Origin of the sequence: Pseudomonas sp. B22(2017) (genome assembly GCF_002113105.1) — a bacterium.
GTDB classification, from domain to species: Bacteria; Pseudomonadota; Gammaproteobacteria; order Pseudomonadales; family Pseudomonadaceae; genus Aquipseudomonas; species Aquipseudomonas asiatica.
In genome coordinates this window covers 175,998-201,770 of sequence record NZ_NEJN01000001.1, presented here as the reverse complement: position 1 = coordinate 201,770, position 25,773 = coordinate 175,998, and the positions used below count along the sequence as shown (strand labels likewise).

Annotated in this window: 26 protein-coding genes and 3 pseudogenes; 16 read left to right on the top strand and 13 right to left on the bottom strand. The window is 59.8% G+C overall.

Annotated elements, in window-relative coordinates; translation table 11 throughout:
* Positions 1 to 294 precede the first annotated feature (294 nt).
* The 4 genes and pseudogenes from CAG18_RS01030 to CAG18_RS27155 all read left to right on the top strand — a co-directional run.
* On the top strand, positions 295 to 612 hold the full coding sequence (locus tag CAG18_RS01030) for a type II toxin-antitoxin system PrlF family antitoxin (protein ID WP_085719882.1): 318 nt from the start codon (positions 295 to 297) through the stop codon (positions 610 to 612).
* On the top strand, positions 612 to 1,073 hold the full coding sequence (locus CAG18_RS01025) for a type II toxin-antitoxin system YhaV family toxin (protein ID WP_085719880.1): 462 nt from the start codon (positions 612 to 614) through the stop codon (positions 1,071 to 1,073). Before CAG18_RS01030 ends, CAG18_RS01025 begins: the two co-directional genes overlap by 1 nt.
* A gap of 361 nt (positions 1,074 to 1,434) precedes the next feature.
* Positions 1,435 to 2,568: an aminotransferase class V-fold PLP-dependent enzyme gene (locus tag CAG18_RS01020; protein ID WP_085719878.1), complete on the top strand. Its 1,134-nt coding sequence runs from the start codon at positions 1,435 to 1,437 to the stop codon at positions 2,566 to 2,568.
* Between the two features lie 15 nt (positions 2,569 to 2,583).
* Positions 2,584 to 2,757: pseudogene (locus CAG18_RS27155) on the top strand (glutathione-dependent formaldehyde-activating protein); the annotation flags it as partial.
* Between the two features lie 15 nt (positions 2,758 to 2,772).
* On the opposite strand, the pseudogene CAG18_RS01010 reads toward CAG18_RS27155, so the two are convergent.
* Positions 2,773 to 3,306 (bottom strand): annotated as a pseudogene (locus CAG18_RS01010) (lipoyl synthase); the annotation flags it as partial.
* Positions 3,307 to 3,320: 14 nt separating this feature from the next.
* Between CAG18_RS01010 and CAG18_RS01005 the strand changes: the two are divergent.
* Together CAG18_RS01005 and CAG18_RS01000 are read left to right on the top strand one after the other, a co-directional pair.
* Positions 3,321 to 4,235, top strand: coding sequence for a LysR family transcriptional regulator (locus CAG18_RS01005; RefSeq protein WP_085719876.1), 915 nt, complete (start codon positions 3,321 to 3,323; stop codon positions 4,233 to 4,235).
* A 364-nt stretch (positions 4,236 to 4,599) separates the two neighbouring features.
* Positions 4,600 to 5,217 carry a LysE family translocator gene (locus CAG18_RS01000; RefSeq protein WP_085719874.1) on the top strand — a complete coding sequence of 206 codons (618 nt, stop codon included), beginning with the start codon at positions 4,600 to 4,602 and terminating at the stop codon, positions 5,215 to 5,217.
* A 46-nt stretch (positions 5,218 to 5,263) separates the two neighbouring features.
* On the opposite strand, the gene CAG18_RS00995 is transcribed toward CAG18_RS01000, so the two are convergent.
* Positions 5,264 to 5,572, bottom strand: a complete 309-nt coding sequence (locus CAG18_RS00995; RefSeq protein WP_085719872.1) for a chorismate mutase — start codon at positions 5,570 to 5,572, stop codon at positions 5,264 to 5,266.
* 193 nt (positions 5,573 to 5,765) lie between these two features.
* On the opposite strand from CAG18_RS00995, the gene CAG18_RS00990 reads away from it, so the two are divergent.
* Positions 5,766 to 6,125, top strand: coding sequence for a hypothetical protein (locus CAG18_RS00990; RefSeq protein WP_085719870.1), 360 nt, complete (start codon positions 5,766 to 5,768; stop codon positions 6,123 to 6,125).
* 34 nt (positions 6,126 to 6,159) lie between these two features.
* On the opposite strand, the gene CAG18_RS00985 is transcribed toward CAG18_RS00990, so the two are convergent.
* From CAG18_RS00985 to CAG18_RS00970, 4 genes and pseudogenes are all read right to left on the bottom strand, one after another.
* Positions 6,160 to 6,465, bottom strand: a complete 306-nt coding sequence (locus CAG18_RS00985) for an antibiotic biosynthesis monooxygenase (RefSeq protein ID WP_085719867.1) — start codon at positions 6,463 to 6,465, stop codon at positions 6,160 to 6,162.
* On the bottom strand, positions 6,462 to 7,433 hold the full coding sequence (locus tag CAG18_RS00980; protein ID WP_085719865.1) for a zinc-dependent alcohol dehydrogenase family protein: 972 nt from the start codon (positions 7,431 to 7,433) through the stop codon (positions 6,462 to 6,464). The genes CAG18_RS00985 and CAG18_RS00980 overlap by 4 nt, the downstream gene beginning before the upstream one ends.
* Before the next feature lie 63 nt (positions 7,434 to 7,496).
* Entirely contained in the window at positions 7,497 to 7,799 is a 303-nt protein-coding gene (locus CAG18_RS00975; RefSeq protein WP_003256877.1) for a helix-turn-helix transcriptional regulator, read from the bottom strand.
* 71 nt (positions 7,800 to 7,870) lie between these two features.
* Positions 7,871 to 8,494 (bottom strand): annotated as a pseudogene (locus CAG18_RS00970) (LysR substrate-binding domain-containing protein); the annotation flags it as partial.
* 6 nt (positions 8,495 to 8,500) lie between these two features.
* On the opposite strand from CAG18_RS00970, the gene CAG18_RS00965 reads away from it, so the two are divergent.
* Together CAG18_RS00965 and CAG18_RS00960 are read left to right on the top strand one after the other, a co-directional pair.
* A complete protein-coding gene (locus tag CAG18_RS00965) occupies positions 8,501 to 9,466 on the top strand; it encodes a DMT family transporter (protein ID WP_143492613.1) in 966 nt (321 codons plus the stop codon).
* Between the two features lie 177 nt (positions 9,467 to 9,643).
* On the top strand, positions 9,644 to 11,098 hold the full coding sequence (locus CAG18_RS00960; protein ID WP_085719863.1) for an MFS transporter: 1,455 nt from the start codon (positions 9,644 to 9,646) through the stop codon (positions 11,096 to 11,098).
* A 14-nt stretch (positions 11,099 to 11,112) separates the two neighbouring features.
* Here the strand turns inward: CAG18_RS00960 and CAG18_RS00955 are convergent, their stop codons facing one another.
* On the bottom strand, positions 11,113 to 11,964 hold the full coding sequence (locus CAG18_RS00955; protein WP_054064768.1) for a LysR family transcriptional regulator: 852 nt from the start codon (positions 11,962 to 11,964) through the stop codon (positions 11,113 to 11,115).
* 334 nt (positions 11,965 to 12,298) lie between these two features.
* Here CAG18_RS00955 and CAG18_RS00950 point away from each other — a divergent pair, with 334 nt between their 5' ends.
* On the top strand, positions 12,299 to 12,904 hold the full coding sequence (locus CAG18_RS00950) for a TetR/AcrR family transcriptional regulator (RefSeq protein ID WP_085719860.1): 606 nt from the start codon (positions 12,299 to 12,301) through the stop codon (positions 12,902 to 12,904).
* 520 nt (positions 12,905 to 13,424) lie between these two features.
* Here CAG18_RS00950 and CAG18_RS00945 read toward each other — a convergent pair.
* The gene (locus CAG18_RS00945) at positions 13,425 to 13,862 is read right to left on the bottom strand and encodes a helix-turn-helix domain-containing protein (protein ID WP_232880906.1); all 438 of its coding nucleotides are present in this window, start codon (positions 13,860 to 13,862) and stop codon (positions 13,425 to 13,427) included.
* A gap of 176 nt (positions 13,863 to 14,038) precedes the next feature.
* Between CAG18_RS00945 and CAG18_RS00940 the strand changes: the two genes are divergently transcribed.
* The 6 genes from CAG18_RS00940 (at position 14,039) to CAG18_RS00915 (ending at position 19,379) form a co-directional block, all read left to right on the top strand.
* The gene (locus CAG18_RS00940) at positions 14,039 to 14,902 is read left to right on the top strand and encodes an alpha/beta fold hydrolase (RefSeq protein WP_143492623.1); all 864 of its coding nucleotides are present in this window, start codon (positions 14,039 to 14,041) and stop codon (positions 14,900 to 14,902) included.
* A gap of 30 nt (positions 14,903 to 14,932) precedes the next feature.
* A complete protein-coding gene (locus tag CAG18_RS00935) occupies positions 14,933 to 15,931 on the top strand; it encodes an NADP-dependent oxidoreductase (protein ID WP_085719852.1) in 999 nt (332 codons plus the stop codon).
* A gap of 46 nt (positions 15,932 to 15,977) precedes the next feature.
* A complete protein-coding gene (locus CAG18_RS00930) occupies positions 15,978 to 16,766 on the top strand; it encodes an SDR family oxidoreductase (protein WP_085719850.1) in 789 nt (262 codons plus the stop codon).
* An 18-nt stretch (positions 16,767 to 16,784) separates the two neighbouring features.
* Positions 16,785 to 17,882, top strand: a complete 1,098-nt coding sequence (locus tag CAG18_RS00925) for an alkene reductase (protein WP_256573328.1) — start codon at positions 16,785 to 16,787, stop codon at positions 17,880 to 17,882.
* Between the two features lie 370 nt (positions 17,883 to 18,252).
* Positions 18,253 to 18,831: an NAD(P)H-dependent oxidoreductase gene (locus CAG18_RS00920; RefSeq protein WP_039612922.1), complete on the top strand. Its 579-nt coding sequence runs from the start codon at positions 18,253 to 18,255 to the stop codon at positions 18,829 to 18,831.
* Between the two features lie 164 nt (positions 18,832 to 18,995).
* Positions 18,996 to 19,379, top strand: a complete 384-nt coding sequence (locus CAG18_RS00915) for a MerR family transcriptional regulator (protein ID WP_003256870.1) — start codon at positions 18,996 to 18,998, stop codon at positions 19,377 to 19,379.
* Between the two features lie 69 nt (positions 19,380 to 19,448).
* Here CAG18_RS00915 and CAG18_RS00910 read toward each other — a convergent pair whose 3' ends face one another.
* Genes CAG18_RS00910 through CAG18_RS00890 form a run of 5 tightly spaced genes read right to left on the bottom strand, consistent with a single transcriptional unit; the run spans position 19,449 to position 25,764 of the window.
* A complete protein-coding gene (locus CAG18_RS00910; protein WP_015270144.1) occupies positions 19,449 to 22,058 on the bottom strand; it encodes an RND family transporter in 2,610 nt (869 codons plus the stop codon).
* Positions 22,059 to 22,091: 33 nt separating this feature from the next.
* Positions 22,092 to 22,928 carry an outer membrane lipoprotein-sorting protein gene (locus CAG18_RS00905; protein ID WP_015270143.1) on the bottom strand — a complete coding sequence of 279 codons (837 nt, stop codon included), beginning with the start codon at positions 22,926 to 22,928 and terminating at the stop codon, positions 22,092 to 22,094.
* Positions 22,929 to 22,979: 51 nt separating this feature from the next.
* Entirely contained in the window at positions 22,980 to 24,263 is a 1,284-nt protein-coding gene (locus tag CAG18_RS00900) for a DUF1302 family protein (RefSeq protein WP_054572920.1), read from the bottom strand.
* A 2-nt stretch (positions 24,264 to 24,265) separates the two neighbouring features.
* Positions 24,266 to 25,030 carry an SDR family NAD(P)-dependent oxidoreductase gene (locus tag CAG18_RS00895; protein WP_015270142.1) on the bottom strand — a complete coding sequence of 255 codons (765 nt, stop codon included), beginning with the start codon at positions 25,028 to 25,030 and terminating at the stop codon, positions 24,266 to 24,268.
* Complete coding sequence (locus CAG18_RS00890; protein WP_015270141.1) at positions 25,027 to 25,764, bottom strand: SDR family NAD(P)-dependent oxidoreductase; 738 nt, start codon at positions 25,762 to 25,764, stop codon at positions 25,027 to 25,029. Before CAG18_RS00890 ends, CAG18_RS00895 begins: the two co-directional genes overlap by 4 nt.
* Between the last annotated feature and the right edge of the window lie 9 nt (positions 25,765 to 25,773).

Below are 25,773 nucleotides of genomic sequence, written 5' to 3'. Positions count from 1 at the left end.
CGATAATGGCATATGGCCATTTAATTCAAAAGCGCTATCAGAGCAGCCGCGCGGTCCTGCTCTGCAGCGGGTGGGAACAGAGTTCATACGCGGTTTGGCGAGATATGCCTGAGCGATACGGCCCTTGGTCTACGGTTTATGAGCGGTTTCGGATCGTGTCCCGGAGAGTGGAGTAGCGTATCCTGGCAAGCTTCTGAGCCTTCGCCCTGCTTTTGCTTGATCAGCGTATGAACCGAGATTGACCAAGTAAGGATTATTCCTTACCATCCACTCAGCATATCCGGGAGAACATTCATGCCTGCCATCCACGAAATCGCCACATTGACCTCGAAGGGACAGGTCACACTGCCTAAATCCGTTCGCCAACTACTTGGCATTGATACAGGTGGCAAGATTGCATTCGACGTGCGCGGCGGTGAAATCGTGGTCAGCCGCGTAGAAACCACCCACGAAGACCCTGCCATCGGTGCGTTCCTGGGTTTGCTGGAGGCTGATATCCGAAACGGACGCAACCTCACCACCCTGCCGGAAGACTTGGCGCAAACCATGCTCGCCAATGCAAACCACCCTGTAAACCTGGACGAAGATATCGACGGTGAGGTCGCGATCTGATGCTGCGACATGGCTGGACACTGTTGTTCCATGAAGGTGTGACTTTACAGCTACGCAAATTGCAAGAAGCCGCCGCCCGAGCCGAGCAGAACGATCCGCAAGGTTTTGAGAGCAACGCCAACGTCAAGCTGTTTCGGGCATTGAGCCATCTGATCATGGAGGCTGTGCCTGCCGACCCAGGCCGTGATGAGTTCCGCCAAGGCAACACGCTGGGCACCGCCTACAGACATTGGCGCCGCGCAAAAATCGGCAGGCGCTTTCGGCTGTTCTTTCGCTACGACTCAAGGTCCAAGGTCATCGTCTATGCATGGGTCAACGACGAAAATACCCTACGGTCCGCAGGCAGCAAATCCGATCCCTACGCCGTATTCGAGAAGATGCTGGGCCGCGGCAACCCTCCTGATGACTGGGATGCGCTGACTGCTGCGACGCGTAGCGACTGGGACGAGCCCAGAGCATAAGTCGCGCAAATGGGTGAGGGATTGCACGTTCTGCGCCAGCCCCGCCCCCGATGCGTCCACTGTAATCCACTCGTAGCTGCTGTAAAAAGGGGTACATCTGGGGGGCCAAATGTTCTTCGGGGATCCAAACAGTCTCTGAGCACGATCCCCAACACCTCCTCGCGCAAATGGCCCAGGAGCTATGGATCAAGGCTTTCACGCTTGGCCGGCAAGAACGCCACGCCCCCGTGTGGGAGCGGCTTCAGCCGCGAAGCAGGCGCCGCGGTATTACATGGATTTCATCAGTCCCGATCAATCTTGCCATTTGACAAGGCTAAGGACAGGGTCGATACCAATGACATCTCTGCCAAAGGAGTCACCCATGTCGAAGCTTTATCCCAGCATTGATCCTGAGGGGCTGGTCGAGTACTCGGTGGTGTACAGCGACCGCTCGCTCAATCACATGTCGCAGACGTTTCAAGGCGTGATGAAGAACATTTCCCAGACCCTGAAACAGGTCTATAACGCCCAGGCTGTTGCGGTAGTGCCCGGCAGCGGTACATTCGGCATGGAATCGGTAGCGCGCCAGTTTGCCACCGGTCAGCAATGCCTGGTGATACGCAACGGCTGGTTCAGTTATCGCTGGAGCCAGATCCTTGAGATGGGCAACATCCCGGCGGCCACCACGGTGCTGAAAGCCCGACCGGTCGACACTGGTCGCCAGGCTGCCTACGCTCCGCCCCCTCTGGACGAAGTGCTGGCGGCGATAAAGGCGCACAAGCCGCAGATTGTCTTCGCCCCCCACGTTGAAACCTCATCCGGGATTATCCTGCCCGACGATTACCTGCGGGCCGTCGGCGACGCTGTGCATGCGGTGGGCGGCCTGTTCGTGCTCGACTGCATCGCCTCAGGCACGATATGGGTTGATATGCAAAAGTGCGCAGTCGACCTGCTGATCAGCGCTCCACAGAAAGGCTGGAGCGCCTCCCCTTGCTGCGCCCTGGTGATGCTCAGTGCTTTGGCCCTGGAGCGCATCGAGCAGACGCAAAGCAGCAGTTTCGCCTGCGACCTGAAAAAGTGGCTGCAGATCATGCAGGCCTACGAACAGGGCGGGCATGCCTACCATGCGACCATGCCCAGCGACTCTCTCGCGCGATTTAACAAAGTAATCAACGAGATGCGAGCCTACGGTTTCGACAAGGTCCGCGGCGAACAGCAGGCTCTGGGCGATCGGGTGCGCGCCATGTTGACCGACAAAGGCATCAAAAGCGTGGCCGCAGCCGGCTTTCAGGCCCCGGGCGTAGTGGTGAGCTACACCGATGATGCCGATATCAAGAGCGGTAAGAAATTTGTCGAGCACGGCCTGCAGATAGCCGCCGGAGTGCCGTTGCAATGTGACGAGCCGGCCGACTTCCAGACCTTCCGCATCGGTCTGTTCGGGCTCGAAAAACTGCACAATATCGAGCGCACGGTCAGCACCCTTGAGCAGGCACTGGACGAAGTGATGGTGAACTAAGGCCTCATCCTGGCATTTGCCGCTTTCGTGCCCTCGGTGATCGAAAGCGGCACGCCACCGGCACAGATGGCGGCAATTCGCGAGCGTCTGCGTGAACTTGGCCTGGAACCTTACGACTGCTTGTCGCCCCCACTCATGGATGCACTCGCGGTTCACGCCTCCAAGCAAAAAGGCACTTACCGCGAATGATGGTGATCTGAACCCTTAAACTGCTTGCAGTTGCCGGTCAGCGTGGTAAGACGAGCGCACCAGCGGCCCGGAGGCCACGTTTCTGAACCCCATCGCCAAGGCCTGCTCGGCAAGCATGGCGAAGGTGTCAGGGTGCACGAAGCGCTGCACCGGCAGGTGGCTGCGAGACGGTTGCAGATACTGCCCCAGGGTCAGCATGTCAACCTGATGCTCACGCATGCGCTGCATCACCTCGACCACCTCGGCATCGGTCTCGCCCAGGCCGAGCATCAGGCCGGACTTTGTCGGTACCGCCGGCAGGCGTTGCTTGAAGCGCTCCAGCAGGTCCAACGACCACTCGAAGTCCGAGCCCGGCCGTGCCGCCCGGTACAGGCGCGGCACGGTTTCCAGGTTGTGGTTGAACACGTCTGGCGGCTCTTGCGCAGTGATGTCCAGAGCAACGTCCATACGGCCACGGTAATCCGGCACCAGGGTTTCCAGCTGAATACCCGGCGACAGCCTGCGGATCTCGCGCAGGCAATCGGCGAAGTGGCGGGCGCCGCCATCGCGGCCGGGAGGCTACGGTGATCCAGCTGCACGATGTCGACCTTAAACTGCTCAGGGTATTCACCACGATCGTCAGGTGCGGCGGCTTTTCTGCGGCACAGGCCGCGCTCAATGCCGGCCAATCGACCATAAGCGAACAGATGTCGCACCTGGAAACCCGCCTGGGGGTCAAGCTCTGCCAGCGCGGGCGCAGTGGCTTTCGCCTGACCGAGCAAGGGGTGGCCATCCATGAAGCGACCCTGCGCCTGCTCAGTGCCGTGGAAAGCTTCTGCATGGACGCCGACGTGCTCAAGCAGCACATCAGCGGCAAGCTCAACCTGGGCATCATCGACTCCACCCTGACCGACCCCGTCTCGCCCCTGCCGCGCACCACCCAGCGCTTTGTTTCGCGTGGGCACGATGCCCACCTGCACATCTATATCGGTGCCCCGGCGGAACTCGAAGAGCGCGTGCTCGACGGCAGGCTGCACCTGGCCATCGGCCACTTCCCATTGCGGGTCGCGGGGTTGTCCTACCAGCCACTGTATGACGAGGCCCTGGGACTCTACTGTGGCCGGCGCCACCCGCTGTTCGCCAGCAACGCGAGCAACGGTCGGCTGATGGAGGACGTGCGCCAGAGCCGGATCGTGGTGCGCGGCTACATGCAGCAGTACGACCTGGAGCAGTTGGGCATCACCAAGGCCGATGCGACCGTGGAGAACATCGAGGCAGCGGCGATCCTGATCATTTCCGGCGCTTATATCGGCTTCTTGCCGGTGCACTTCGCCGAGCAATGGATCAAGACGGGCGACATGCGTCGCCTGGGTGCCAGCCTGCTGGATCTCTGCTCGCCGTTCGATGTGGTCACCCGCCGCGGCGTATCGCGCCCACCCATCCTGCAGGCGTTCCTCGAAGACCTCGATGCCTGCGCCTCCCAGCCCGGCTCCCTTTGATTCACCCCGCTACTCGAAACGGACGATCCCCACCCGCCAATACTGCGCTGCCGTCGTTGCCCCCCTGCCCGCCGCCCCAACATCAATGACTGGAGAACCTATGAGGGTATTGGTAAACGTCAAGCGAGTCGTCGATTACAACGTCCCCGCCTGTGTCGCCGCTGACCGACTACAGGTCGCAGGTAGCTGATCGCGACCGACCGCTTTCGACCCATAGCGGACATAGCGTTTGTCGCTGACTTGGACAACTGAGCAGGTCTAAACCCATCAGGGCCAACAATCCTTGAGATTCCTCCTTGCCATTGGTACACCCCACCGTCAGGATGGATGCTTCATCAGGCTTAAGGAGAGAGCCGTGTTTCCAATGAATGTGTGGTTTGCCTACACTGCTGCCTGCGTGCTGTTGGTATTGGCGCCGGGCCCTGACAACCTGTTGGCCATTGGTCGTGGTCTCAGCCAAGGCAAAGTCGCAGCGGCCGTATCCGGCATGGCATCAGGCGCGGGCATTCTGTTTCACGTCGCAGCCGCTTCGTTAGGGTTGACCCTTCTGATGCAAACCTCGGCGGTCGCTTTCTGGGTGATCAAACTCATTGGTGCCGGCTATCTGCTCTGGCTCGGCATCAAGGTCTTGCGCGCGCGCAGTTTGATCAGCTTTCAGCCGGCGTCCCGGCAATCGTTGCCCAGCATTTTTCTGACGGGTCTGCTTTCGGCTGCACTCAACCCGAAACCAGGCTTGTTTGTGTTGGCATTCATTCCCCAGTTCGTCGATCCGGCTCGCGGATCGGTCAGCGTGCAGATGATGGTTTACGGGGTGTGGTTTGCTGTACTCACAGCCTTGGGTTTTGCCTTGATGGGCATTTTCGCCACGGTGTTATCTCGCTACCTGTACCAGCGGCCGCGGCTGGTAAATGGGCTAAACGTGGGCGCTGGCCTCACCTTTGTCGCATCTGGTGTTTCGATTGCGGCTTTGAGTCAAAGGTAGTGGGTAGGGAAAAGCGGCGGGGCTTCGGATGAGCCCCGTGTTGTCATCAAAATGCTGAAGGTTCGCTGGTCAGCTTCGCATGGGTACTCAGTTCTTCAGTGATGAAGGCCGAAATCATTGCCCGGTAGACCTGCTCCACGACCTCAGCCGAAGCACCGGTTTCGTCAGCCATTTCACGAACCTTCCTTATCACTTGCTCAACCCGAGCAGGCGCACGCACATCATCGGTGGTTTTCTTGAAGGCAGCTGCTTGCGTCACAAGCCGGCCCCGTTTGGCGAGAAGCGAAACGAGGTTGCGGTCGATTTCATCGATCCCTTGGCGGACTTCGTCCAGAGAGGTGCAACGTACATCCATTTGCTTGACTTCCCTTTCATGAGCCTGCGGATTAGGGCAGGCAGTCGCTGGTGGTTTGGGGCTGTATTGTAGCCTCTGGTGAATGTCCGCTATGGGTCGAAAGCGGACAGTTGCAAAGGCCAGCAATCATTGCCGGCTAATTGCCGCAGCCTACCTCCAGACGCTGAACAACCTACCCCAGGAGCTGTGGCAAATGGAAGAAATGGAAAAAATCATCGCCCCAGGCGGCAGATTCGCGGTCAAGGTCGCCGCCTGGGAAGCGCGCAACAGCCAATGGGTGTATGTGCCCTCGCTCCTTGATAGGCAAACCCAGGCGGTCATTTTTGCATTCGCCGACCCTCGTTGGTCCATGGATCAGGCCACCTGGCGCAGTCATGCGACGGTTCATTTCGTGCTCCGGAAATTTCCGGGCGATCACCATCCGGCGACACTGGAGCTATTGGTGAATTGCGCCAATCAGACTGCGGTCGTGGTGGCAGGCACCGAACACAAGCTGGCCGAGATCGAGCAAGTACTGGAGGCCGCATTCGAGAAAAAACCAAGTGCGTCCTGACCCGACGGCCTTGCTCGCCCCCCCTGTAAGTCGATCAAACACCCGTGGGAAAGCCGGCACCGTCGACATGATAAACCTGCGGTTCTTCCGACAAGTACGGCGCCAGCCCCAGCATGAACAGGCGATGGTCTTCACTGGCTTCGAAACCAGGCGTGTGGTCTGCAAGTGACGCCCAATACACGATCAGGTTGAATACGTGTGGCGTCTCTACCCCCTGCGCCAGCATGTGCCCGCCGTAGCCCTTGGCGCGAGTGAGCAAAGGCGCGACCTCGGCAAATGCCTCCCTGAACGCTTGGATGTGTTGCGAATGAACGGGAAGCAGAGCGATTTCATAGATCATGGCAATTCCTCGACAACGGCGATGGCGATCTTTCCCTGGATACCGTTATTGGGGCTCTCCAGACGGGCATGGGCCAGCGCTATGTCGCGAAGGGAGTAGACGGCGCCGATATGCGGCCGCAGTTGCCCACGCGCCACCAACGCACTCAACTCATCGAGCTTGCCGCGGTTCTGGCGGGTGAACACGAAGTGGTAACTGGCGTTCTTGCCCCAGGCCTGGATGAGGTTCTGTGGTTGTGCCGTATCCACGATCGACACGACGCGGCCCAGTTGTGCAAGCACATCAGGGCTACCTGCCAAGGTGTTGCCTCCGATGCTGTCGAACACCACATCGACACCTTGTCCGTTAGTCTCCCGCATCACGGCAGCAACGTAGTCTTCTTTTTCGTAATCGATGACCACGTCGGCGCCCAGCCCACGTACGAATTCAGCGTTGGTCTCGCGCACCGTGGTGAACACCCGTGCGCCCATGGCTTTTGCCAGCTGGATCGCCACATGACCGACGCCCCCTGCACCGCCGTGTATGAGGATGCTTTCCCCCACTCGAAGCGCCGCACGCACGACCAGTGCTTCCCACACCGTGCCACCGACCAGGCTCAGGCTAGCCGCCTGCAGATGGCTCAGTGACGCAGGCTTCCGGGCGATAATGCTTTCGGCTGCCACGTGGTACTCGGCATAACTCCCCGGCCCGCCGAATATCTGCGGCGTGTACCAGACTTCGTCTCCTGGAGCGAAGGCCGTCACGCCCGCACCAACGGCTTCTACAACCCCCGACACATCATGCCCGGTAATTGCGGGCAGCTGCACCAGGTCGTGATAGTCACCACGGCGGACTTGATAATCCAACGGGTTGATGGATGTTGCGTGTACCCGGACCAGCACCTGTCCCGCCAGCGGTACAGGCTTCGGCACCTCGCAGAGCTCGAAGGCATCTACCCCGCCGTAGGATTTGAGCAACATCGCCTTCACGGTAAACCTCCATATCTGGAATAAGGGATATCGAGATATTTCGATATAATGCAGCAAAAAAAGTTACAGGTCTTTCCCGATGATCTCGGCAAGCGCGCTGATGGCGGCTTCATTGCGTTTGTAATATGTCCACTGGCCTATGCGCCGGACCTCAACCAAACCCACCCGTTGCAGCGTTGCGAGGTAACTCGACACCGTAGACTGCGAAAGCCCTATGCCTTCCTGGATACTGCTGACGCACACGCCCACCGTCAGAACGTCCCCTTCGTCTTGGGGAGGGAAGTTCTTTGCGGGATCCTTCAACCCCTTCAGTATCTGAAGGCGTATCGGGTTCGACAGGGCTTTGAAGACTTCTAGCAATTCCATGACGCGAGGATATCGAGATTCTTCGATAAGTCAATACCCGCTGGCGGCGCATCGAAGCGTCCGCCCCTTGCTTACAACCGAAACGATTGCCGCATCGCCCGCGCCAGCAAAGTCACGGCGCCGTCCCCGCCCGATGCCGGGCTGCGCACGAACAGGATGTCGTGGTCGGGAATGGCCGGCAGCCCCTCGAGGATCTGCATGCGCTCGGTGACCTTGGCCCGGTCGATCACACTGATGGCCAAGCCGGCCTCCACACAGGCCTTGACGGCCTGGTTGGAGTGGCTTTCAAGGATAATGCGCGAGCGGCGTCCCGAGGCCTTGAGTGATTCGACCATGGCCTCACGGTAGGGGCATTGCAAGGCATGGGCAGCCAGCGGCAACGGGTCGCGCAGGACCGCCGCCGCGTTCATCGGCCCGACCCAGACCGGCGTGGTCGACAGCAGTCGCTCGGCATCGGGCCCGAGCGTGCCTTCGGCCTGGGCGACCACTGCTGCCTGCAATTTGCCGCGCTGCACCAGCTCCCTCAGGGCATGGCTCGGCCCGGTCCTGAGTTCGAGCACCACATTCGGCCAGGCAGCGCTGAACATCGGCAAGATATCGCGAATCACATGAGCCGCGTATTCGTCAGGGACACCGAGCGTGATACGCCCGGCCAGATCCGGCCCGTGCAGCTCTGCCAGCACCTGATCATGTGTCGGGGTATGAACCAGCCCCCGCCGATCCCGCCCGCCACGCCGACCCGTCGCCCCTGGCAGCGGGCCTTGCCGCTGCCCTTGCTTGAAGCCGCGCTGCTGCTGACCTGGAGTTCCGGCTTCATCGGTGCACGCTTTTCCATCGATCATGCCCCCGCCCTGCTGGTGGTGTTCTGGCGCTGCCTGGTGGTGAGCCTGCTGTTGTTCCCGTTCGTCTGGCGCGCCCTGCGCCATACGCCGTTTGCCGTGTTGCTGAGCCACGCGGGCATCGGCCTGCTGGCCATGGCGGGCTACCTGACCGGCGTGACGCAGGGCATTGCCCTGGGTGTGCCCGCCGGCCTGGCCGCGTTATGTGCCGACCTGTTGCCACTGGGCATGGCGCTGCTCGCAGCGCTGGTACTGGGCGAGCGCCTGCCGCTGCAGGTGTGGGTCGGCCTGATCGTCGGGCTGTTGGGGGTGCTGTGGGTGACCCACGATGCGCTGATGCTGGGCACTGCACCGGTGTGGGCCTATGGCCTGCCCATGGCCGGCATGTGCTCGCTGGCGGTCGCCACGTTGTGGCAAAAACGCAGCGAGGTGCAGGCGATGGGCTTGTTGCCCAACCTCTGGCTGCAGTGTTTCGTCTCCAGTTTCGCCTTCGCCGCCCTCGAAGGCAGCCAACGCAGCCTGGCACCGGTTACCAGCGCAGGCTTTGCACTGAGCGTGTCGTGGACCGCAGTCCTGTCGACGCTTGGCGGCTATGGGTTGTACTGGGTCTGCCTGCGCAGGCCCTCGGCCACCCGCGTCGCCAGCGTGCTGTACCTCAGCCCGCCGATCACCCTGCTCTGGGCCTGGGCGATGTTCGATGAGCCGTTGTCCTGGCCCATGGCAGCGGGGATGGCGCTATCGGCGGTCGGCATCTGCCTGGTGGTACGCGCCGGGGCCCGGCAAGCCAGCCGCGATGAGCGCAAGCCCAACCACCCTACCCCACGCTGAGGTGCCAGCGAGACTGACAGCAATGAACGTTGCCCGTGCAGTTTCGTAAGGCGCGCGCCGGGATGTGATTCCCTAGAGTGTGGCCCATCGGCCAGGCACGAGCGGGGCGACAACCCTGCTCCAGGAAACCTGGCCTGCACGCGTATCGAACCTGAGTTGCCACACAGGATGCCTGTCATGTCTCGAATCGAAAACGAAGCCAGCGAACCCCGGCGCTGGTTGATGTTCGCCATCTTGCTGGTCGGTGCGTTTCTGCCTCCGCTGGATTTCTTCATCGTCAACGTCGCGCTGCCCTCGATACAGGCCGACCTGGGCACAGGTGCCTCTGCCGAGCAGCTGGTGATCGCATCCTACGCGACGCTCTATGCCGTGACGCTGATCACTGGCGGGCGCCTTGGCGACCTGTATGGGCGCGGGCGGATGTTCTTCGTCGGCCTGCTGGGCTTCGCCGCTGCCTCGCTGCTGTGCGGCGTGGCGACTGCGCCATGGGTACTGGTGCTCGGGCGCGCCTTGCAGGGCGTTAGCGCTGCCGTGATGGCGCCGCAGGCACTCGCCTCGGTACAGACGATTTTTCCGGCAGCGGAAAAGTCATTGGCCCTGAGCCTGTACGGGGCTGTGTTTGGCCTGGCGTCAGTGATCGGCCAGGCGCTGGGTGGCGTGCTGATAGCGCTCGACCTCTTCGGCATGGGCTGGCGCGCGATATTCCTGGTCAACCTGCCAATTGCACTGCTGGTGATTGCATTCGGTATCCCCGTGCTCAAGGACACCCGTGCGCTGCAGGCAAGCAAACTGGACCTGGTGGGTACGGCGTTGTCGATGCTGGCCCTCGGCGCCTTGGTCGTGCCGTTGATCGAGGGCCGCGAAGCGGGATGGCCGTGGTGGGCGTGGCTGTCGCTCGCCGCTGCGCCTGTACTGGGGGCGTTGTTCTGGCGCTACGAGGCGCGCCTGCACCGCGCCGGCGGAACCCCTTTGCTGGCACCGGCCGCGCTGCAAGCCCCCGGGCTGGGCCGGGCGTTATCCATAGCGCTGTGCTTCTACGCCATTGGCGTGTTCTTCCTGCTGTTTTCGATCTACCTGCAAGGTGCACTGCATATGACCGCACTGCATGCCGGCCTGGTCTTCCTGCCGTTCGGCGCCGGCTTCCTGATCGGACCACTCTCGGTTCCCCTGCTCAGGCGCGTGCTCGGCGGTTACGTGAACCCGGTAGGCATGGCGCTGGAGGTCATCGGCTTGCTCTGGCTGGGTTGGCTGATGTCAGTGACTCCCCCTGGCCTTGCCCCGCCCTTCACGTCCCTGGCGGTCATCCTGTTCCTGATCGGGCTGGGACAGGGCCTGGCCCTGCCGACGTTGATGCGCCTGGTCACGGGCCGGGTCGCACCGGCGTATGCCGGGATGATCGCAGGCATCACCAGCGCGACCTTGCAGATCAGCACCTCGCTGAGCGTGGCTGTCATCGGTGGCGTGTTCTATACCGTGCTGGGGGAGCAGGCAACCGCAGCCCGCATCAGCCACGCCTTCACGGTCGCCGTGCTGTGCATGGCCGCCTGCCTGGCTGTAGGGGTTGCGCTGAGCCTGACGTTGGCGCGGCAGCCGGCACCGCTGGCGGAGGCAGCGTCGATGCGCCCGAGCTGAGCGGCGGCAACCTGCTACCCTGCGCCGATCATGCTGGAGGCAAGGTCGGCCAGTGCACGCAGCCGGTCCAGTTGACGCATGTCGCGGTGATAGCCCATCCAGATGTCCCGCCCCGGTGGTGGCTGGTGCTCGTCCAGCAGCCGCAGGCCGGGTACCGAGTCGCCGAGCATACGTGGCAACACGGCGACCCCCAGCCCTTGCGCGCACATCTGTGCCTGAACCGTCCGGCTGCTGCTGGTGAACACGGTGCGGGCCTGCGGGTAACGCTGCTGCAGCCAGTGCACATCCGGGTAATGGGCCTGGGCAATGTTCATCAGGATCAACCCCAGGCCCTCGCCGTCCGGGTGTGGCGCTGGGGCATGCACTGCGGTGTAGAGCCCGTACGGCAAGGTCGTCAACTTGCGCTGGACGATGTCAGGCTCGGTGAAGGGCACGATCCGGAAAGCGATGTCGGCATCGCGGCGGGCAAGGTCGAACAGCCGATGCCCGGCAATGACTTCGGGCACGATCAATGGATACCGTCGTGCCAGTTCGGCCAGCACCGGCGACAGGACATGGCAGGCGAACCAGTCGGCCGAGGAGATGCGCAACAGCCCCTCCGGCTGATCGCCATGCCCCGCCAGGCGACGTTCGATGGCCAGCGCACTGTGCTCCATGGCCAGCGCCAGGTCGAGAATCCGCTCGCCATTGTCGGTGAGCACCAGCCCCTGGGCAGTGCGCAGGAAGAACGCTTGCCCACTGGCCTGTTCGAGCACCTGCAAGCGTCGCCCGACCGTCGGGTGACTGACCTCCAGCGCCCTGGCGGCCCCTCCCAACGAGCCACTGCGAGCAATCGCCAGGAAGATCCGCATGTCACTCCAGTCCATGCTGCCCTCCCGTGCCAGAATGAGTGATGAGGGTGCAACAATGACGGCGTGGCTGCAATCCCCTGAGCGGCTGCCATTCCTGTGCGGTACCGGTGGCAGCCGCTGTTGCCAGCGATGAGGCCGGTACTGACCACAGAGGATTGGACAGTTATCCGCTTTAGGTCGAAAACTGCCGTACGCGACAGGCCGCTATCGACCCAAAGCAACCGTTCGACGTGTCTACGAAACCAGGTGCGATTCAGATGATGATCGAGATCAAACCCCAAAGCGCCTTTGATGATGCGCGTCATCAATGTAAGGTATTGGTTGCCTTGCCATCAAAGAGAGAAGAGACATGAAGGTCACAAAGGACCAGGTGCAAGCTAACAGGGCCCACATCGTAGAGACTTCTTCGAGACTGTTCCGTGAGCGCGGCTACGACGGTGTCGGTGTTGCAGACCTCATGGCTGCCGCCGGCTTCACCCACGGCGGGTTTTATAAGCACTTCAAGTCCAAGGCGGATTTGATGGGCGAAGCAACCACTTGTGGAATCAGCAGGACGGTCGAGCAGATGCAGGGCATCCAGTTGGCTGACTTCGTCAAATTTTACTTATCCCGAGAGCACCGCGATGAGAGAGGCAACGGTTGCACGGTAGCAGCACTGGGCGCAGACGCCGCTCGCCAGTCCGATGACATCAAAGCAGCTTATGAAGCTGGGATCGAAGAATTACTGGAGGTATTACAAGGCAAGGATGAGGAGGCTGGAGCGGGCCGTGCCGAAATCATCAATACCTTCGCACACGCTCTCGGCGCCTTGATTCTGTCTCGAGCCTGCCCGGACGACTCTCCACTTGCTGATGAGGTGCTCAGCCAATGTCGTGAGCAGATCCTGGATAAGATACGCCGTAAAGGCGATCACTGTAGGTCATTCATTCCCACGAGTATCACTGCTCAAGCATGAGTCCGTTCCACTTGAAAGGTGGGTGCCCCGGAATGGAGATCATGCCGCCCGCGTCTGCGGAGTCCTCAGCCAATTCCCCAAGCTTGACCTTCTCCTCGCTCTCACCACATGACTGAGCAGTTGTCATCTCAGTCGGATGGAGGGCATCTACACATTCGGTAGTACCAGGTACAGGCTTTCGCATCGAGCGTCCTAAGGTTCAGAAACCATCGGCCTAATGATTACGATCATCATCAATAAAGTCAACTTTTTGATGTCGATCATAATTATTGGGTACAAGACCTACCGCTCGTGATGCCTTGGTTGGAAACCGGCAGTAGCAGCAATTTACAAAGTACTGCTAAGGAACTGCGGCTATCCACGACTGGGTTATGCGCGCGAGGAGAGAGCTTTGGGCTGCGGTGACAAAGCAAAGCTTCTCACCAATTAACAGTTGCTGAGAGGGAGTACGCCATCGCTAGATGGTCGATATTCGATCTGATAATAGCCCAATGATCTACCGACGGGCTCAGAGGTCATGTCAGCTTTCGTCAGGTACAACAATGCGCATGGGGCGCGTGCCGATCTTTGCGCCTGTCACCTCATCCACGGCAACCGCTTTGATTTCCGTGCCTGTTTCGGCGTCAAAGAAGCGAGTCAGCTTGCCACCGCCTCGGTGCTGCCGCCCCCATGCACCGATCATGAAAAGCACAGGCAGAAAATCGCGACCCGCAGCGGTTAGCAGATACTCCTCCCGTGGAGGGTGCTCCGAATAGCGTCGCTTCTCCAGTAACCCCTCCTCCGTCAATGTCGCCAGTCGGCGGGTCAGCATCGTCGGTGCAATACCTAGGCTTTTTCGGAATTGGTCAAAGCGAGAGAGGCCCGCATGGGCATCCCGCAGAATCAGCACGCTCCAGGAGTCACCAGCGACAGCCAGGCTGCGGGCGATCGGGCATGGGTTATCGCAGCTATTTTTCATGTCCATACTATTTTGATAGTGACCTGCCTTCAAAAGGGTAGTATTGTCTGTATCAAATTGATAGTAACACTCCGATGATGAGCCATCCACCCGTTCGGGAGACTTCCTTGATGAGCGCGAAAAATCCGGCCTACGCTCCGGCAGACTCAGCGTCTTCGGGCACCGGCCCCACCCAAATGGCGCGGCCGCTGGAGGCTGCGAAATGGAAAGATGCCACCACCCATACAATTGACGTTGGCGGGGTGGCATTCGCTTACCGTGATCTTGGCGTCGAGTCTGGTGTGCCGTTGGTTTTATTGCACCACCTGATGGCAGTCCTGGACGACTGGGACCCGCGTGTTATCGACGGTATAGCGGTCCATCGTCGGGTGATTGCTTTCGATAATCGCGGTGTCGGGGCTTCGGGAGGCTCAGTTCCTCACACCATTGAGGAAATGGGACGGGATGCTATTGCCTTCATCCGTACATTGGGTTTCGACAAGGTCGATCTGCTCGGTTTCTCGATGGGCGGTGGTGTGGCACAGGCCGTGGCTCTCCAGGCTCCCGATCTCGTACGGCGGATTATCCTCGCTGGAACGGGCCCACGGGGTGGTGGTGGTATCGATAAGGTCACCAAAGTCGCTGCGCTTGCCTACATCAAGGCCGCGCTGACCTGGACCGATCCAAGGAACTTTCTGTTTTTCCCTCGCACCCCCGAAGGCAAGCGTGCTGCAAGCGATTATCTCGCCTCGCTGAAAACGAGGAGTGGGAATCTCGACAAGGCAATATCACTTCAGGCGCGCAACGCCCAGCTGAAAGCTATCCGTCAATGGGGCTTGAGCCCACCTCACGATCTCACCCTTATCAAACAGCCAGTTTTCGTAGCAAACGGTGACAACGACCTTATGGTCGACAGCAGCCTCTCGGCTGATATGGCGCGCCGCCTACCGAATGCCCAACTGACGAAATATCCCAATTCCGGTCATGGAGGCGTCTTTCAACACCACCAGGCTTTTGTATCTGCGGTACGGGATTTTCTATCTGACGGTTCTGAACAGTAAGTATTAAAAACCATGATGAATAACCGAACTATGAAAGCACTAACCTTCAAGCGCTATGGCAAATCACCCGACATCGGGTTAGCCGACATTCCCCGGCCCACGTTGAAGGCTGACGAATTATTGGTACAGGTCCACGCTGCCGGCCTGAACCCGATCGACAACATGATTCCGACGGGGATGTTCAAGCCTGTATTGCATTTCCAACTGCCAGCCACACTGGGTAGCGATCTGGCCGGCATAGTGACCGAGGTTGGTAGTAGCGTGACCCGCTTCAAGCCAGGCGATGCTGTCTTCGCCAGCATCTTCGATCTTGGCACAGGGGCGATTGCTGATTTCGCAGTTGTGCCAGAGTGCGCTGCCGCGCTGAAACCGGCCAATCTGAGCTTCGTGCAGGCCGCGTCGATCCCAATGGTCGGCCTCACCTCATGGCAAGCGCTGAAGGAGCGCATCAATCTTCACCCTGGACAGAAGGTATTCATTCCTGCTGGTTCGGGCGGGATTGGTACGTTTGCAATCCAACTGGCGAAACATCTTGGGGCAAAGGTGGGAACCACCACCAGTACAGGCAACGTTGAACTGGTGCGCGCTCTGGGTGCGGACGAAGTTGTGGACTACAAGACGCAGGAATTTGAGACGGTGCTGCGCGACTATGACGCGGTACTCGGAACCGTAAGGGGGGATGCGATTGAAAAATCCATGTCCATCCTCAGACCAGGAAGCCAGATCGTCTCACTCATTGGCCCATTGGATGCTGCATTCGCGCGTGCCAAACGGCTGAATGTCTTTTTGACCTTCGTATTCGGGCTGATGAGCCGCAAGATCATGCGTCTGGCAAAGAGGCGGAGCCTTAAATACTCGTTTCTTTTCGTGCATCCCAACGGTAGCCAACTCGCCGAAATCGGCAAGCTTCTGGAAGCTCAGCAAATTCAGCCGGTGATCGATCGGATATTCCCGTTCGAGGAAGCAAAGGATGCGCTTGAGTACCTTGCTCAAGGGCGCTCCAAAGGCAAGGTCGTAATCCAAATGTGATTGCCGCCCTGTTGCTCACAAAACCATCGACATAAAGGTAATCTCAATGATCACACGTCCGACCGTACTTATAACCGGTGCCTCTAGTGGCATCGGCGCCACCTACGCCGAGCGGTTCGCCCGTCGCGGCCACGATCTCATCCTTGTTGCGCGCGACAAATCGCGCATGGATGAGCTTGCATTTCGCTTGCGTAAGGAAAGCAAAGTGGCCGTTGAGGTGCTGCCAGCTGACCTGACAAGCTCGGCAGACCTGTCCGTCCTTGAAAATCGACTGCGCGATGACGCGAATATCGGGGTATTGATCAATAACGCGGGGATGGCCCAATCGGGTGGGTTCCTGGACCAGTCTGCCGACGCCATCGAACGCCTTATCACGCTCAACATCACCGCGCTGACGCGGCTCGCTGCTGCGATCGCGCCGCGCTTCACGCAGTCGGGCACCGGTGCAATCGTCAACGTGGGTTCGGTGGTGGGTTTTGCGCCCGAGTTTGGCATGTCGATCTATGGAGCGACCAAAGCCTTCGTGCTTTTTCTGTCACAGGGTCTGAGCCAGGAGCTGTCACCCAAGGGTGTGTACGTGCAAGCGGTGCTTCCGGCAGCGACCCGCACCGAGATTTGGGAGCGTGCCGGCGTTGACGTCAATACTCTCCCGGAGGTGATGGAGGTCGGTGAGCTGGTCGATGCTGCACTGATCGGTTTTGACCGTCGCGAGTTAGTAACCATCCCGCCGCTTCATATTGCTGAACGCTGGAGTGCGCTGGAAGGTGCGCGCCAAGGCCTGATGTCTGACATTCGGCAAGCCCACGCAGCTGAACGATATCAGCTACAACCTTGAGCGCGTGATTGTGTACGAATGATCGAATCCATCACCAAGGAAACCACTATGAACGACCGCTTGTTCACATCTGCCCAGCTCGGCAACCTCACGCTGAAGAACCGCATTGTCATGGCGCCGCTGACCCGCAGCCGCGCGATCGGAAACCTGCCCAATGAACTGATGGCAGAGTACTACCGCCTTCGGGCGGACGCCGGACTGATCATTACCGAAGGTACCTCTCCATCACACAATGGCCTGGGGTACCCACGTATCCCTGGCCTTTTCAACGACGAGCACGTGCAAGGCTGGCGAAGCGTGACCGATGGTGTCCATCAGGCCGGGGGCAGGATTTTTGTGCAATTGATGCACACAGGGCGGATCAGCCACCCCGCGAACCTGCCGGCAGGCGCCCGCGTCTTGGGACCTTCGGCGATCGCAGCTCCTGGCGAGATGTGGACCGACAGCGAAGGCATGCAGCCGCACCCAGTGCCCCACGTCATGAGCGAGGCGGACATTGCCCAGAGCATCCGCGAATATGCAGCCTCAGCCAAACTGGCGATACAGGCGGGTTTCGATGGCGTCGAGCTGCATGCAGCGAATGGCTACTTGATTGACCAATTCCTCAATACCGCATCCAACCAGCGTGATGATCGCTGGGGAGGCCCGGTCGAAAACCGCATCCGCTTCGCGGTCGAAGTCGCAAGGGCAACTGTCAACGCAATTGGCGCGGAGCGGGTTGGCATGCGTATCTCGCCGTATGGGGTCTTCAACGGCCAACTGCCAGATCCCGATATGGACGCGCTGTACCTGCACCTAATCAAGGAATTGAATGCGCTCGGTCTGGTCTATATTCACATCGTCGATCACAGCGCCATAGGGGCGCCGGAAGTCAGCCCAGAGTTGAAATCCGCTATCCGTGACGCGTTCAACGGCTTGTACATACTCTCCGGTGGCTACGATGTCGCTCGCGCCAATGCAGACCTCGACGCGCAGCGTGGCGACCTGGTGGCTTTCGGTCGTCCGTTTATCTCGAATCCAGACTTGGTCACCAAGCTAGCATCGGGACAGAACTTGGTAGAACCTGATAGCTCTACCTTTTACACCCCTGGAGAAAAGGGATATACCGATTATTGATGTCTGACGTCCCCTCCGAACTGCCACATTGAACCGAGGAAGGCGACTGACCGCTTTGGACCTCTTTTGCTGCTGAATCTTGGTTAACTTCGTTGTATTCAATGTCCGCAATGGGTCGATAGCAGCCGTTCGTGAAAGCATTCCCAAACGGACCCAGCCCTGTCCCGTTATCGGCCACGCAACCGTGGAGGTGCACTAAAGTCCAGCGAGGGCCTGTTCGAAAGCTGTCATAAATCGCCGTTCTCGATCGCGCATTCTGATGAGGGTATCGAAGGGTATTTCTGGGGGTACATTACCGCTAACCGGCAACGCTTGACTCTACCGTAAGGGGCAGACTTTACCCTTGGCACTTCATTACCTGGAGTTTGTCATGAAGAGCAAACGCATGCTCGTAATCCTCGGCCACCCTTCGAACGACAGCTTTTGCGGCGCTGTGTCCGAACGTTACGTCGAGGCCGCCACGCAAGCAGGCCATGAGGTGCGCTTGCTGCGCCTGGACACCCTGGATTTCGATCCGGTCCTGCACGATGGCTATAACCAGGTCCAGTTGCTTGAGCCCGATCTGATCGCCGCACAGAACGACATTACCTGGGCCGAACACCTGACATTTGTGTATCCGATCTGGTGGGGCGGCATTCCGGCGTTGCTCAAGGGGTTCTTCGACCGCGTGTTTCTGCCCGGTTTTGCCTTCAAGTACCGCAAGGGCTCGCCCTTCCCGGATAAGCTGCTCAAGGGCCGCACGGCTCACCTTTTGGTGACCATGGACACGCCGCCGTGGTACTACCGATGGGTGTATCGCATGCCGGGCCTGCACCAAATGCGCAAGACCACCCTGGAGTTCTGCGGCATAAAGCCCCTGAAAACCCTGACCTTCGGTCCGGTATTGGGCTCCAAGCCGGAACAGCGTGAAGCCTGGCTCAAACAAGTCCAGGCAGTCGCCAGCCGCTGATCGGCCCCGGTCGTGCCGTGCCCCTGCACTGCCCAGCCGAGCCTACCTGCTGCGACACCTTGTCCAAACTGGCTTCCAACCCCCTGACGCTTGTGCAAAGATGTCGCGCGCCTGTGCGAGCGCGCGACATCTTTTCGCTTCTGATGCGTCAAAAAGGGATTTTCATGTACATCGGCAAAGCCGCCCAGCTGTCGGGCACCACCGTCAAAAGCATTCGACATTACGAAGAAATCGGCCTGTTGCCCCCCCCGCAACGCGAAGGCAAGTACCGCATCTACAGCCAGCAAAGCGTAGAGCTGCTGACCTTCATCAAATGTGCTCAGCAACTCGGTTTCAAACTCAAGGAAATGCAGGCCATTCTGCAGGATCATCGCGGCCAGGAGCTGCCCTGGGATCTGGCCATGCAGGCCATCGATAACAAAAAGCAGGAATTGATGGGGCAGATCCAGGCGTTGCAGAAAGTGCATGACGGCTTGGTCGAGTTTGAGCTGAGCCTCAAAGATGCTCAGATGCAATGCCAGTTCGAACACCTGGAAAAAGCCCGCTGAATCCGCACCGCCGCCGCTGAACGGCCATGGCGCCCCGTGCCGTTTTCAACACGCAGGCGCCCCGGCGATTTAGCCTGGCACAGCCTCACCCCGCGGCTGCTCGCCCTCTTGCACTGCTGGTTGCGGCACAATCGAGGCAAAGAACCACGGCGAAATCAGCGTGACCAACAAAATGGTCATGAAGCCACTGGATGACAGCGCCAGTATCACCAGTACACCCAGGTCGATGACGGGTTTGTAGGCGGAGAACAGCAGCGCGACAAAGCCCATCGAGAAGATCACGACATTGACCACCGTCGAACGCCCGACGCCCTGCATGGCCGCCAGGATGGCTTCGTCGATCTCGGCGCCCTTCTGCACCAGCATCTTGATCCGTGACAGCAGGTGAACGGCGTAATCCACGACGCCCACCACCAGGAACGTCACCAGTGTGGTACCGATGTTCAACTCGATATCCAACAGGTACATGCTGCCGTACACCGTCACCGACGTGGTCAGCAACGTCAGCATGCCGAGGATGCCCAGGCGTACTGACTTGAGCCAGAACATCATCATCAAGGTCACGGCCAGCAACGCCAGCGAGAAGCTCAGCACCTGACCCTGGGTGATTTCCTGCAACACCCCGGTCCATATGTACGGCGTACCGGCATGGGTGACTTGCAGGTTGGCCGGTTTGTTGATCGCCAGCCAGGCGTCCAGTTTATCGAGCATCGCCTGGTAATCGCCCGCCACAGAGGAGGTCATGGTGAACAGCGTCACCGCCTTCGAGTAATCGGCATTGAGCACGTTCTGCAAGTCGGTGCCGCCACCGTTCTCGAACATCATGATGTGTTGCTCGATGAGCGAGTTGCCATCGACTTCGAAGGTCTCCGGTTTCCCGTCATCATCGACCACCGTCACCTGCTCCACCGCCTGCGGCACCCGCAGGAAAGCAGGGTTCATGTCGTTGAGCACGAGGTTCATGCGCTTGATGTAGGTCGCCACCGAATAGGTGTAACTCACGTTCGGCTGGGCCCTGATGAACTGGTCCAGACGTTCCAGGAACTGCACGGTTTCAGTGGTCAGCGCACCACGCGGAGTCTTGGTGTCGAAAGCGATCCAGCCCGGCGACGTACCCGCGACCCCGGCCCGGTTGATGAACTCGTCGGACATCCGCACCGGGCTGTCCTTCTTGAAGTAGGCAATGCCCGAGTCTTCGATATCCACCTTGAACGTGAACACCGTCATCATCGCCAACAACGGCAGGGTCACCAGCAATACCGGCTTGCGCCAGCGAATCAGCCAGGCACAGAACACCACCAGATAGTGGGAGATCAGCGACTCTTTGAGTTGCACTTTGCGCGGGACGGCATCTTTGCCCCAGATCGAAATCCACGCCGGGATCAGTAGCAACGAAATGATCAGCGCCGCCGTCAGGCCGATGGACATGAACACGCCAAAGTTGCGGATGCTGACAATGTTGTTGGTGGTGGAAATCAAGAACGTCGCAATAGTCGTGACCGTTGTCAGAACGACGGGCGTGACCATCAGGCGCTGGGTTTCTCGGTTGGCTTCGCGGAAAGACTTGCCCGAATTGAGCTGTTCGTAATACTCGGCCATGACGTGGATCGCGTCGGCACAACAGATGGTGAACAGGAACACCGGCAACACACTGGTGAGCAAGTCCATCGGTACACGCAGCAGCGCCATCAGGCCAAGGGTCCAGATGGTGCAGAACAGGATATTGAACAGCGGCAGCACCACGCCAAGTGGTTTGCGAAAGAAGAAAACCAGCAGAGAAGTCACCAACAGGAACACGATCGGGAACAGCATCGCCAGGTCGTGATCGATGATCTCCTGCTGGGCCGCAATGAAGATCGGCATGCCGGCGATGAATACCTCATCGGTGAACTCCGGGTGAGCGGCCTGGTACTTCGCGATGATCTCGCGGACCTGGTGATAGGCACGCAACTGGGCCTGAGCGTCGTCCTGTTTGGTACCCAGTTCGGCGACGACCATGGCGACTTTCTTGTCCGCCGAGACGACGCCACCAACCATCTGCTCGTTGCCCATGATCTGCGCTTCGACCTTGCTCGGGTCCATATCCAGGGCGTGCAGGGTCTTGTGGATCCACAACTCGCCATCGGCACTCAAGCTGATGTTTTCCAGGTCAGCCATCGAGGCCATTTCCTGGATCGGGTTGAGCCGCTCGGCAAGAAAGCTCAGGAACTGCAGGTCGTGGCTGTCCCAGTGCCGGGCAATCCCATGGTCGCGCAGCGCTTTGGCGGCAGCGTAATCGTTCTGCGAAAAACCTTCGGCGAGGATCTGCACCAGCAAGGCCTGGGCATCGGGATCGCCACTGTGGAGGCCAACGATGCGCTGCAGTTCTACACGGTCCTCATCGTTCGCCAGCATCAGCCGGCGTATGGCCTGGGACAACTCGAACTGCGCGTTCAGCGACGTGGTGTTGAAGACACTCTCGGGGTTGCTCAGCGCCACCATGACCGAGTCATATGTGCCGGTGAACTCGCGCTGCAAATCAATGATCGTCTTGCGCGCCGGGTGAGTGTCCTTGAGCAGATACGGATTGGTGTCCGACATCAGCGCGCCGAGGGTGTAGGTGAAGTAGGCGGTGATCGCCACCAGCACGAACACAATTGCCCGCGCATAGCGCTCGACGAAGTTCAGGTATCTTTCCATGAATGAGGGTTCCAGATGAATCGAGCGCGGCGCTTAGCGGGCAGACACGGTGTATTCGGGCAAGTCGCCGGCTTTCAGCCCACGCTTGATCGCGGTCTGCGTGAACAGGCGGTCGTCCAGTGCGACGTTGTACTGCAACTGGTTGAAGCGCAGCTGAGAGCGCGTACCGGCGATGAAGTCTTCGGTTTCGCTGAAGGTAATGCTGTCGATCTGGTCGATGGTTTCAGTCTTCAGAGTGCGCATCTGCTTGAACATCACTCCTTTTACATCGAAGAAGTCCTGGCGCAGCACCAGTGAGTTTTTCTTGTCAACCCAGACCTTGAGCTTGTTGTAGCCGGTCTTGGCCAGCACGGCAGGCGTCGCCGGCTCACGCTCGATCACGTAGCAATCGCGGCCCTGCAACTGCTCTTCGCCAACCAGCGTTTGGCGATAGTCTTCGGCGCGAATCTTGTCGAGGTCGGCATAGGAGTAGTCGCTACCCATGAACGCCCCGCGTTTGTCGGTGGTGGAAATCCTTCGGGTCTGTCGGCTGACCGGCAAATACATCCATTGGCTGTCTTCGAGGCCCAGGGCCTCGCGCGGGTTTTCGATGTGGAAGGCGACGTCACGCACATCACTCGGCGCGGAGAAATACATGGTGAATTTGTCGCTGTCCGGGTAATCCTTTTGCAGGTAGCTGAACTCGCGGATGCGGCTGTTACCTTGCTTGTCGATCAGAATCAGGGACACCTGGGACATGAAGCTCTTGCCGTCATCGCGGTCCCGGGCCTGGCGAATGATGTCGTCGGCCGTGCGTGTTTCAGCTGCCATGGCGGCAGCGGTGCTCAGCAACAGTGCGCTTACAGTCAGGGTCTTGAAGATGGGCATCATTGCGATTTCCTTTTCATTGTTTGAGTGGTTCGCACACCGGCACCGGTGTGGTCAGAACAGATAACCCGCGGACAAGCGCACCTGATCGCGGTTGGCGTAAGCACCGAACTGGCGGTCGGGCTTGCCGAAGAACACATCGACTTCGAGCCCCAACTTGAGCCAGTCCACCGGTTTGTAGGTGAAGATCCCCTGAACGAAGCTATCGTCCTGCGCTGGCGGCGACATGCCGAAAACCAGACGAGTCTTGAGGCGATCCTGGAACTGCGAGCCCTCGGCAGACACGGTGAACAGGTCGTCGCGTTTGTCCTGGACCATGCCGGGCTGCCAGTCGAGCAGCCGCTGATGTTGCCACTGCGTCGAGATCAGCCAGTCCCGCAACAGGTAATCGACGCCCAGCAGCGACTTGGTCATCGCCGTCTGGTCGCTGCCGTAAGCGCGGTAAGGATTGGTGACGCGCCAATTGTCGAAGTAAGCGACTTCACTGCGTACCACGATGCTGTGGCCGGCATCGATGGCCACACTGGCGCCGCCCATGGAATAGCGCGGGAATTGCCGTTCGAGGCGAATCAGGCCCTCTTCGGTCTGGCCTTCGACGGCGTAAACCGGGTCCTGCTGGCGGGCGTTGAGGACAACGAAGCTGACATCCACCGTGCCGACCCGGCCGTTGGCACTGGCGCCATAACCGAAGCCACTGTGACCGTCATAACCGGGCCGCGAATCGACCACAAACATCTGCGGATCGGGTGTGGCAAAGATCGGTGCATCGAACTCGCTGCCGACGGCCGGCGCCTGGTTTTTCACGAAATCAGTGATCACCAGCGCTTCGAGCTCCCACTCGGCGACCGGCTGCACCAGGCGAATCATCGGCACCGCGATGCGGCTGTCTTCCAACAGACCGATCACACCCTCGCGATAGTCCAGCGGATTGATCTGGTCGAGCACTCGTAATTCATCTGCACGCCCCCACACCACCTGCTGCCAGCCCACCGTCAGCTCGCCGTCGCCAACGTAGAGCCCCCAGTAAAGGTGCCGCCAATCGGCGGTCGCCCGGTAATCGTCCCGGGCTTGCGCACTGTAGGGATTGTTGCCGTCGTAACGGAAGTCATAACGGGCTCGGCCCTTGGCCTTGTAGTAGCCGCTGTCCCAGGCATCCTCCAGGCTGAACTTGAGGTACACGGCCTTTTGCGTGACCTGGTCGTCACCGTGCAGACGCACGGCCGTGGCTACGCCGATCTCCGCTTCATGATGCTCCGGCAACCACTCGGCGATCGCCACCGGCGAGCCGAGGCTGACCAGCGCGGCCAAAAGGCCGCGGTTCAATCCCAGTCGAGCCATGGCTACATTCCCAACCCGGCACCGCCGTCGATCATCAGGCTTTGCGCTGTGACACCACTCGCCTGCGGGCTCGCCAGATAACGGACCATGGCCGCCACTTCGTCGCCCTGAATGAAGCGCCGCAGGGGCAACTTCTTCTTGGCATTGCGCAGGATTTGCTCATGGGTGATTCCGGCGATGCGCGCCTGAGCCGCCAATTCGCCTTGCAGCATCGGGGTATCGATCCAGGCGGGCAGGATGGCATTGACGGTGATTCGCCGTGGCGCCAGGTCCAGCGCCAAGGCCTTGGTCATGCCGATGATGCCGTGCTTGGAGGCGCAGTAAGCGGTGTTGCGGACCTTGCCCGCTCGGCCGAGGATCGACGACATGTTGACGATCCGCCCACCATCCGCCATCAGTGGCAGGCACAACGAGGTGACGTAAAAAGTGCCGTTGAGGTTGATCGAAATCACCTTGTGCCAGTTGTCCAGGTCTTCGGGCTCGTTCTCGTCGCAGACCCCGGCGCTGTTGACCAGCACATCGACAAAGCCGACCCGGTTGGCCAGGCCCTTGAACAGAAGTTGCAGGCTGGCCAGATCGGCGATGTCCGCTTGATGGGTTTCGATGCGAGCGGCAAATTCGCCCTCGGTGACCCACCGCTGCAAGGTTGCCAGATCCCGATCAAGCAAGATCAAAAGGTGCTCGGCCTGGGTTGCAAAACTTTCCGCGACGGCGCGGCCAATACCATTGGCCGCGCCGGTAATCACAATCGTGCGTGCCTGGCTCATAGCATTTTCAATCCGCCGTTGACGGGCAAGACTTCGCCCGTGACGTACAGGCCGCGCTCGGCCAGATACAGTACCGCGTCGGCAATTTCTTCAGGCCGGGCGAACCGTTTGATCAACAGCCGCGACTGGATTTCCTGCTCATGGGCGCCGACCAGGGCTTCGCTCATGTCGGTGCTGACGATGCCGGGCGCCACCGCGTTGACCCGGATGTTGCGCGGCGCCAACTCCACCGCCAGTGCGCGCGTCAATGCTTCTACACCGCCTTTGGCCGCGGCGTAGTTGCTCTGGCCCTTGCCGGGCTTTTGCGCGGCTACCGAACTGAGGTTGACGATGCACCCGCTGCGTTGGCGCATCATGCAGGGCAGCACCTGCTGACAGCACAACAACGTGCCGATCAGGTTGGTCTGGATGACCTCGGTGATGTCGCTCAACGACTGCGTGGCGAGCAAACCGTCACGGGTAATACCGGCGTTGTTGACCAACAAGTCGATACGCTCGAAACGCTGCTCGACCCGTTCAAAAAACGCCTGAATGCTCTGCGCATCCTTGACATCACACTGCACAGCCAGGCACTCCCGGCCGAGCCCTTCGACCTGTGCCTGCAAGGCAGCAGCTGACGCCTCGTCACGGACATAACTGAAGGCAACCTGATAACCCGCGCCGGCCAGGGCCAGCACGACGGACTTGCCAATGCCGCGACTGCCGCCGGTCACGACAGCTATTTTCTGAGTCATGACCGCTCC

What these genes read in the sequence shown, in the direction of transcription:
- CAG18_RS00910 (WP_015270144.1), bottom strand. Translation starts at nt 22,058, where the DNA reads ATGGAAAGATACCTGAACTTCGTCGAGCGCTATGCGCGGGCAATTGTG.
- CAG18_RS01030 (WP_085719882.1), top strand. Translation starts at nt 295, where the DNA reads ATGCCTGCCATCCACGAAATCGCCACATTGACCTCGAAGGGACAGGTC.
- CAG18_RS01020 (WP_085719878.1), top strand. Translation starts at nt 1,435, where the DNA reads ATGTCGAAGCTTTATCCCAGCATTGATCCTGAGGGGCTGGTCGAGTAC.
- CAG18_RS00890 (WP_015270141.1), bottom strand. Translation starts at nt 25,764, where the DNA reads ATGACTCAGAAAATAGCTGTCGTGACCGGCGGCAGTCGCGGCATTGGC.
- CAG18_RS00950 (WP_085719860.1), top strand. Translation starts at nt 12,299, where the DNA reads ATGAAGGTCACAAAGGACCAGGTGCAAGCTAACAGGGCCCACATCGTA.
- CAG18_RS00960 (WP_085719863.1), top strand. Translation starts at nt 9,644, where the DNA reads ATGTCTCGAATCGAAAACGAAGCCAGCGAACCCCGGCGCTGGTTGATG.
- CAG18_RS00920 (WP_039612922.1), top strand. Translation starts at nt 18,253, where the DNA reads ATGAAGAGCAAACGCATGCTCGTAATCCTCGGCCACCCTTCGAACGAC.
- CAG18_RS01025 (WP_085719880.1), top strand. Translation starts at nt 612, where the DNA reads ATGCTGCGACATGGCTGGACACTGTTGTTCCATGAAGGTGTGACTTTA.
- CAG18_RS01000 (WP_085719874.1), top strand. Translation starts at nt 4,600, where the DNA reads ATGAATGTGTGGTTTGCCTACACTGCTGCCTGCGTGCTGTTGGTATTG.
- CAG18_RS00935 (WP_085719852.1), top strand. Translation starts at nt 14,933, where the DNA reads ATGAAAGCACTAACCTTCAAGCGCTATGGCAAATCACCCGACATCGGG.
- CAG18_RS00930 (WP_085719850.1), top strand. Translation starts at nt 15,978, where the DNA reads ATGATCACACGTCCGACCGTACTTATAACCGGTGCCTCTAGTGGCATC.
- CAG18_RS00965 (WP_143492613.1), top strand. Translation starts at nt 8,501, where the DNA reads ATGAACCAGCCCCCGCCGATCCCGCCCGCCACGCCGACCCGTCGCCCC.
- CAG18_RS00975 (WP_003256877.1), bottom strand. Translation starts at nt 7,799, where the DNA reads ATGGAATTGCTAGAAGTCTTCAAAGCCCTGTCGAACCCGATACGCCTT.
- CAG18_RS00940 (WP_143492623.1), top strand. Translation starts at nt 14,039, where the DNA reads ATGGCGCGGCCGCTGGAGGCTGCGAAATGGAAAGATGCCACCACCCAT.
- CAG18_RS00985 (WP_085719867.1), bottom strand. Translation starts at nt 6,465, where the DNA reads ATGATCTATGAAATCGCTCTGCTTCCCGTTCATTCGCAACACATCCAA.
- CAG18_RS00945 (WP_232880906.1), bottom strand. Translation starts at nt 13,862, where the DNA reads ATGAAAAATAGCTGCGATAACCCATGCCCGATCGCCCGCAGCCTGGCT.
- CAG18_RS00955 (WP_054064768.1), bottom strand. Translation starts at nt 11,964, where the DNA reads ATGGACTGGAGTGACATGCGGATCTTCCTGGCGATTGCTCGCAGTGGC.
- CAG18_RS00895 (WP_015270142.1), bottom strand. Translation starts at nt 25,030, where the DNA reads ATGAGCCAGGCACGCACGATTGTGATTACCGGCGCGGCCAATGGTATT.
- CAG18_RS00900 (WP_054572920.1), bottom strand. Translation starts at nt 24,263, where the DNA reads ATGGCTCGACTGGGATTGAACCGCGGCCTTTTGGCCGCGCTGGTCAGC.
- CAG18_RS00925 (WP_256573328.1), top strand. Translation starts at nt 16,785, where the DNA reads ATGATCGAATCCATCACCAAGGAAACCACTATGAACGACCGCTTGTTC.
- CAG18_RS00995 (WP_085719872.1), bottom strand. Translation starts at nt 5,572, where the DNA reads ATGGATGTACGTTGCACCTCTCTGGACGAAGTCCGCCAAGGGATCGAT.
- CAG18_RS00990 (WP_085719870.1), top strand. Translation starts at nt 5,766, where the DNA reads ATGGAAGAAATGGAAAAAATCATCGCCCCAGGCGGCAGATTCGCGGTC.
- CAG18_RS00905 (WP_015270143.1), bottom strand. Translation starts at nt 22,928, where the DNA reads ATGATGCCCATCTTCAAGACCCTGACTGTAAGCGCACTGTTGCTGAGC.
- CAG18_RS00915 (WP_003256870.1), top strand. Translation starts at nt 18,996, where the DNA reads ATGTACATCGGCAAAGCCGCCCAGCTGTCGGGCACCACCGTCAAAAGC.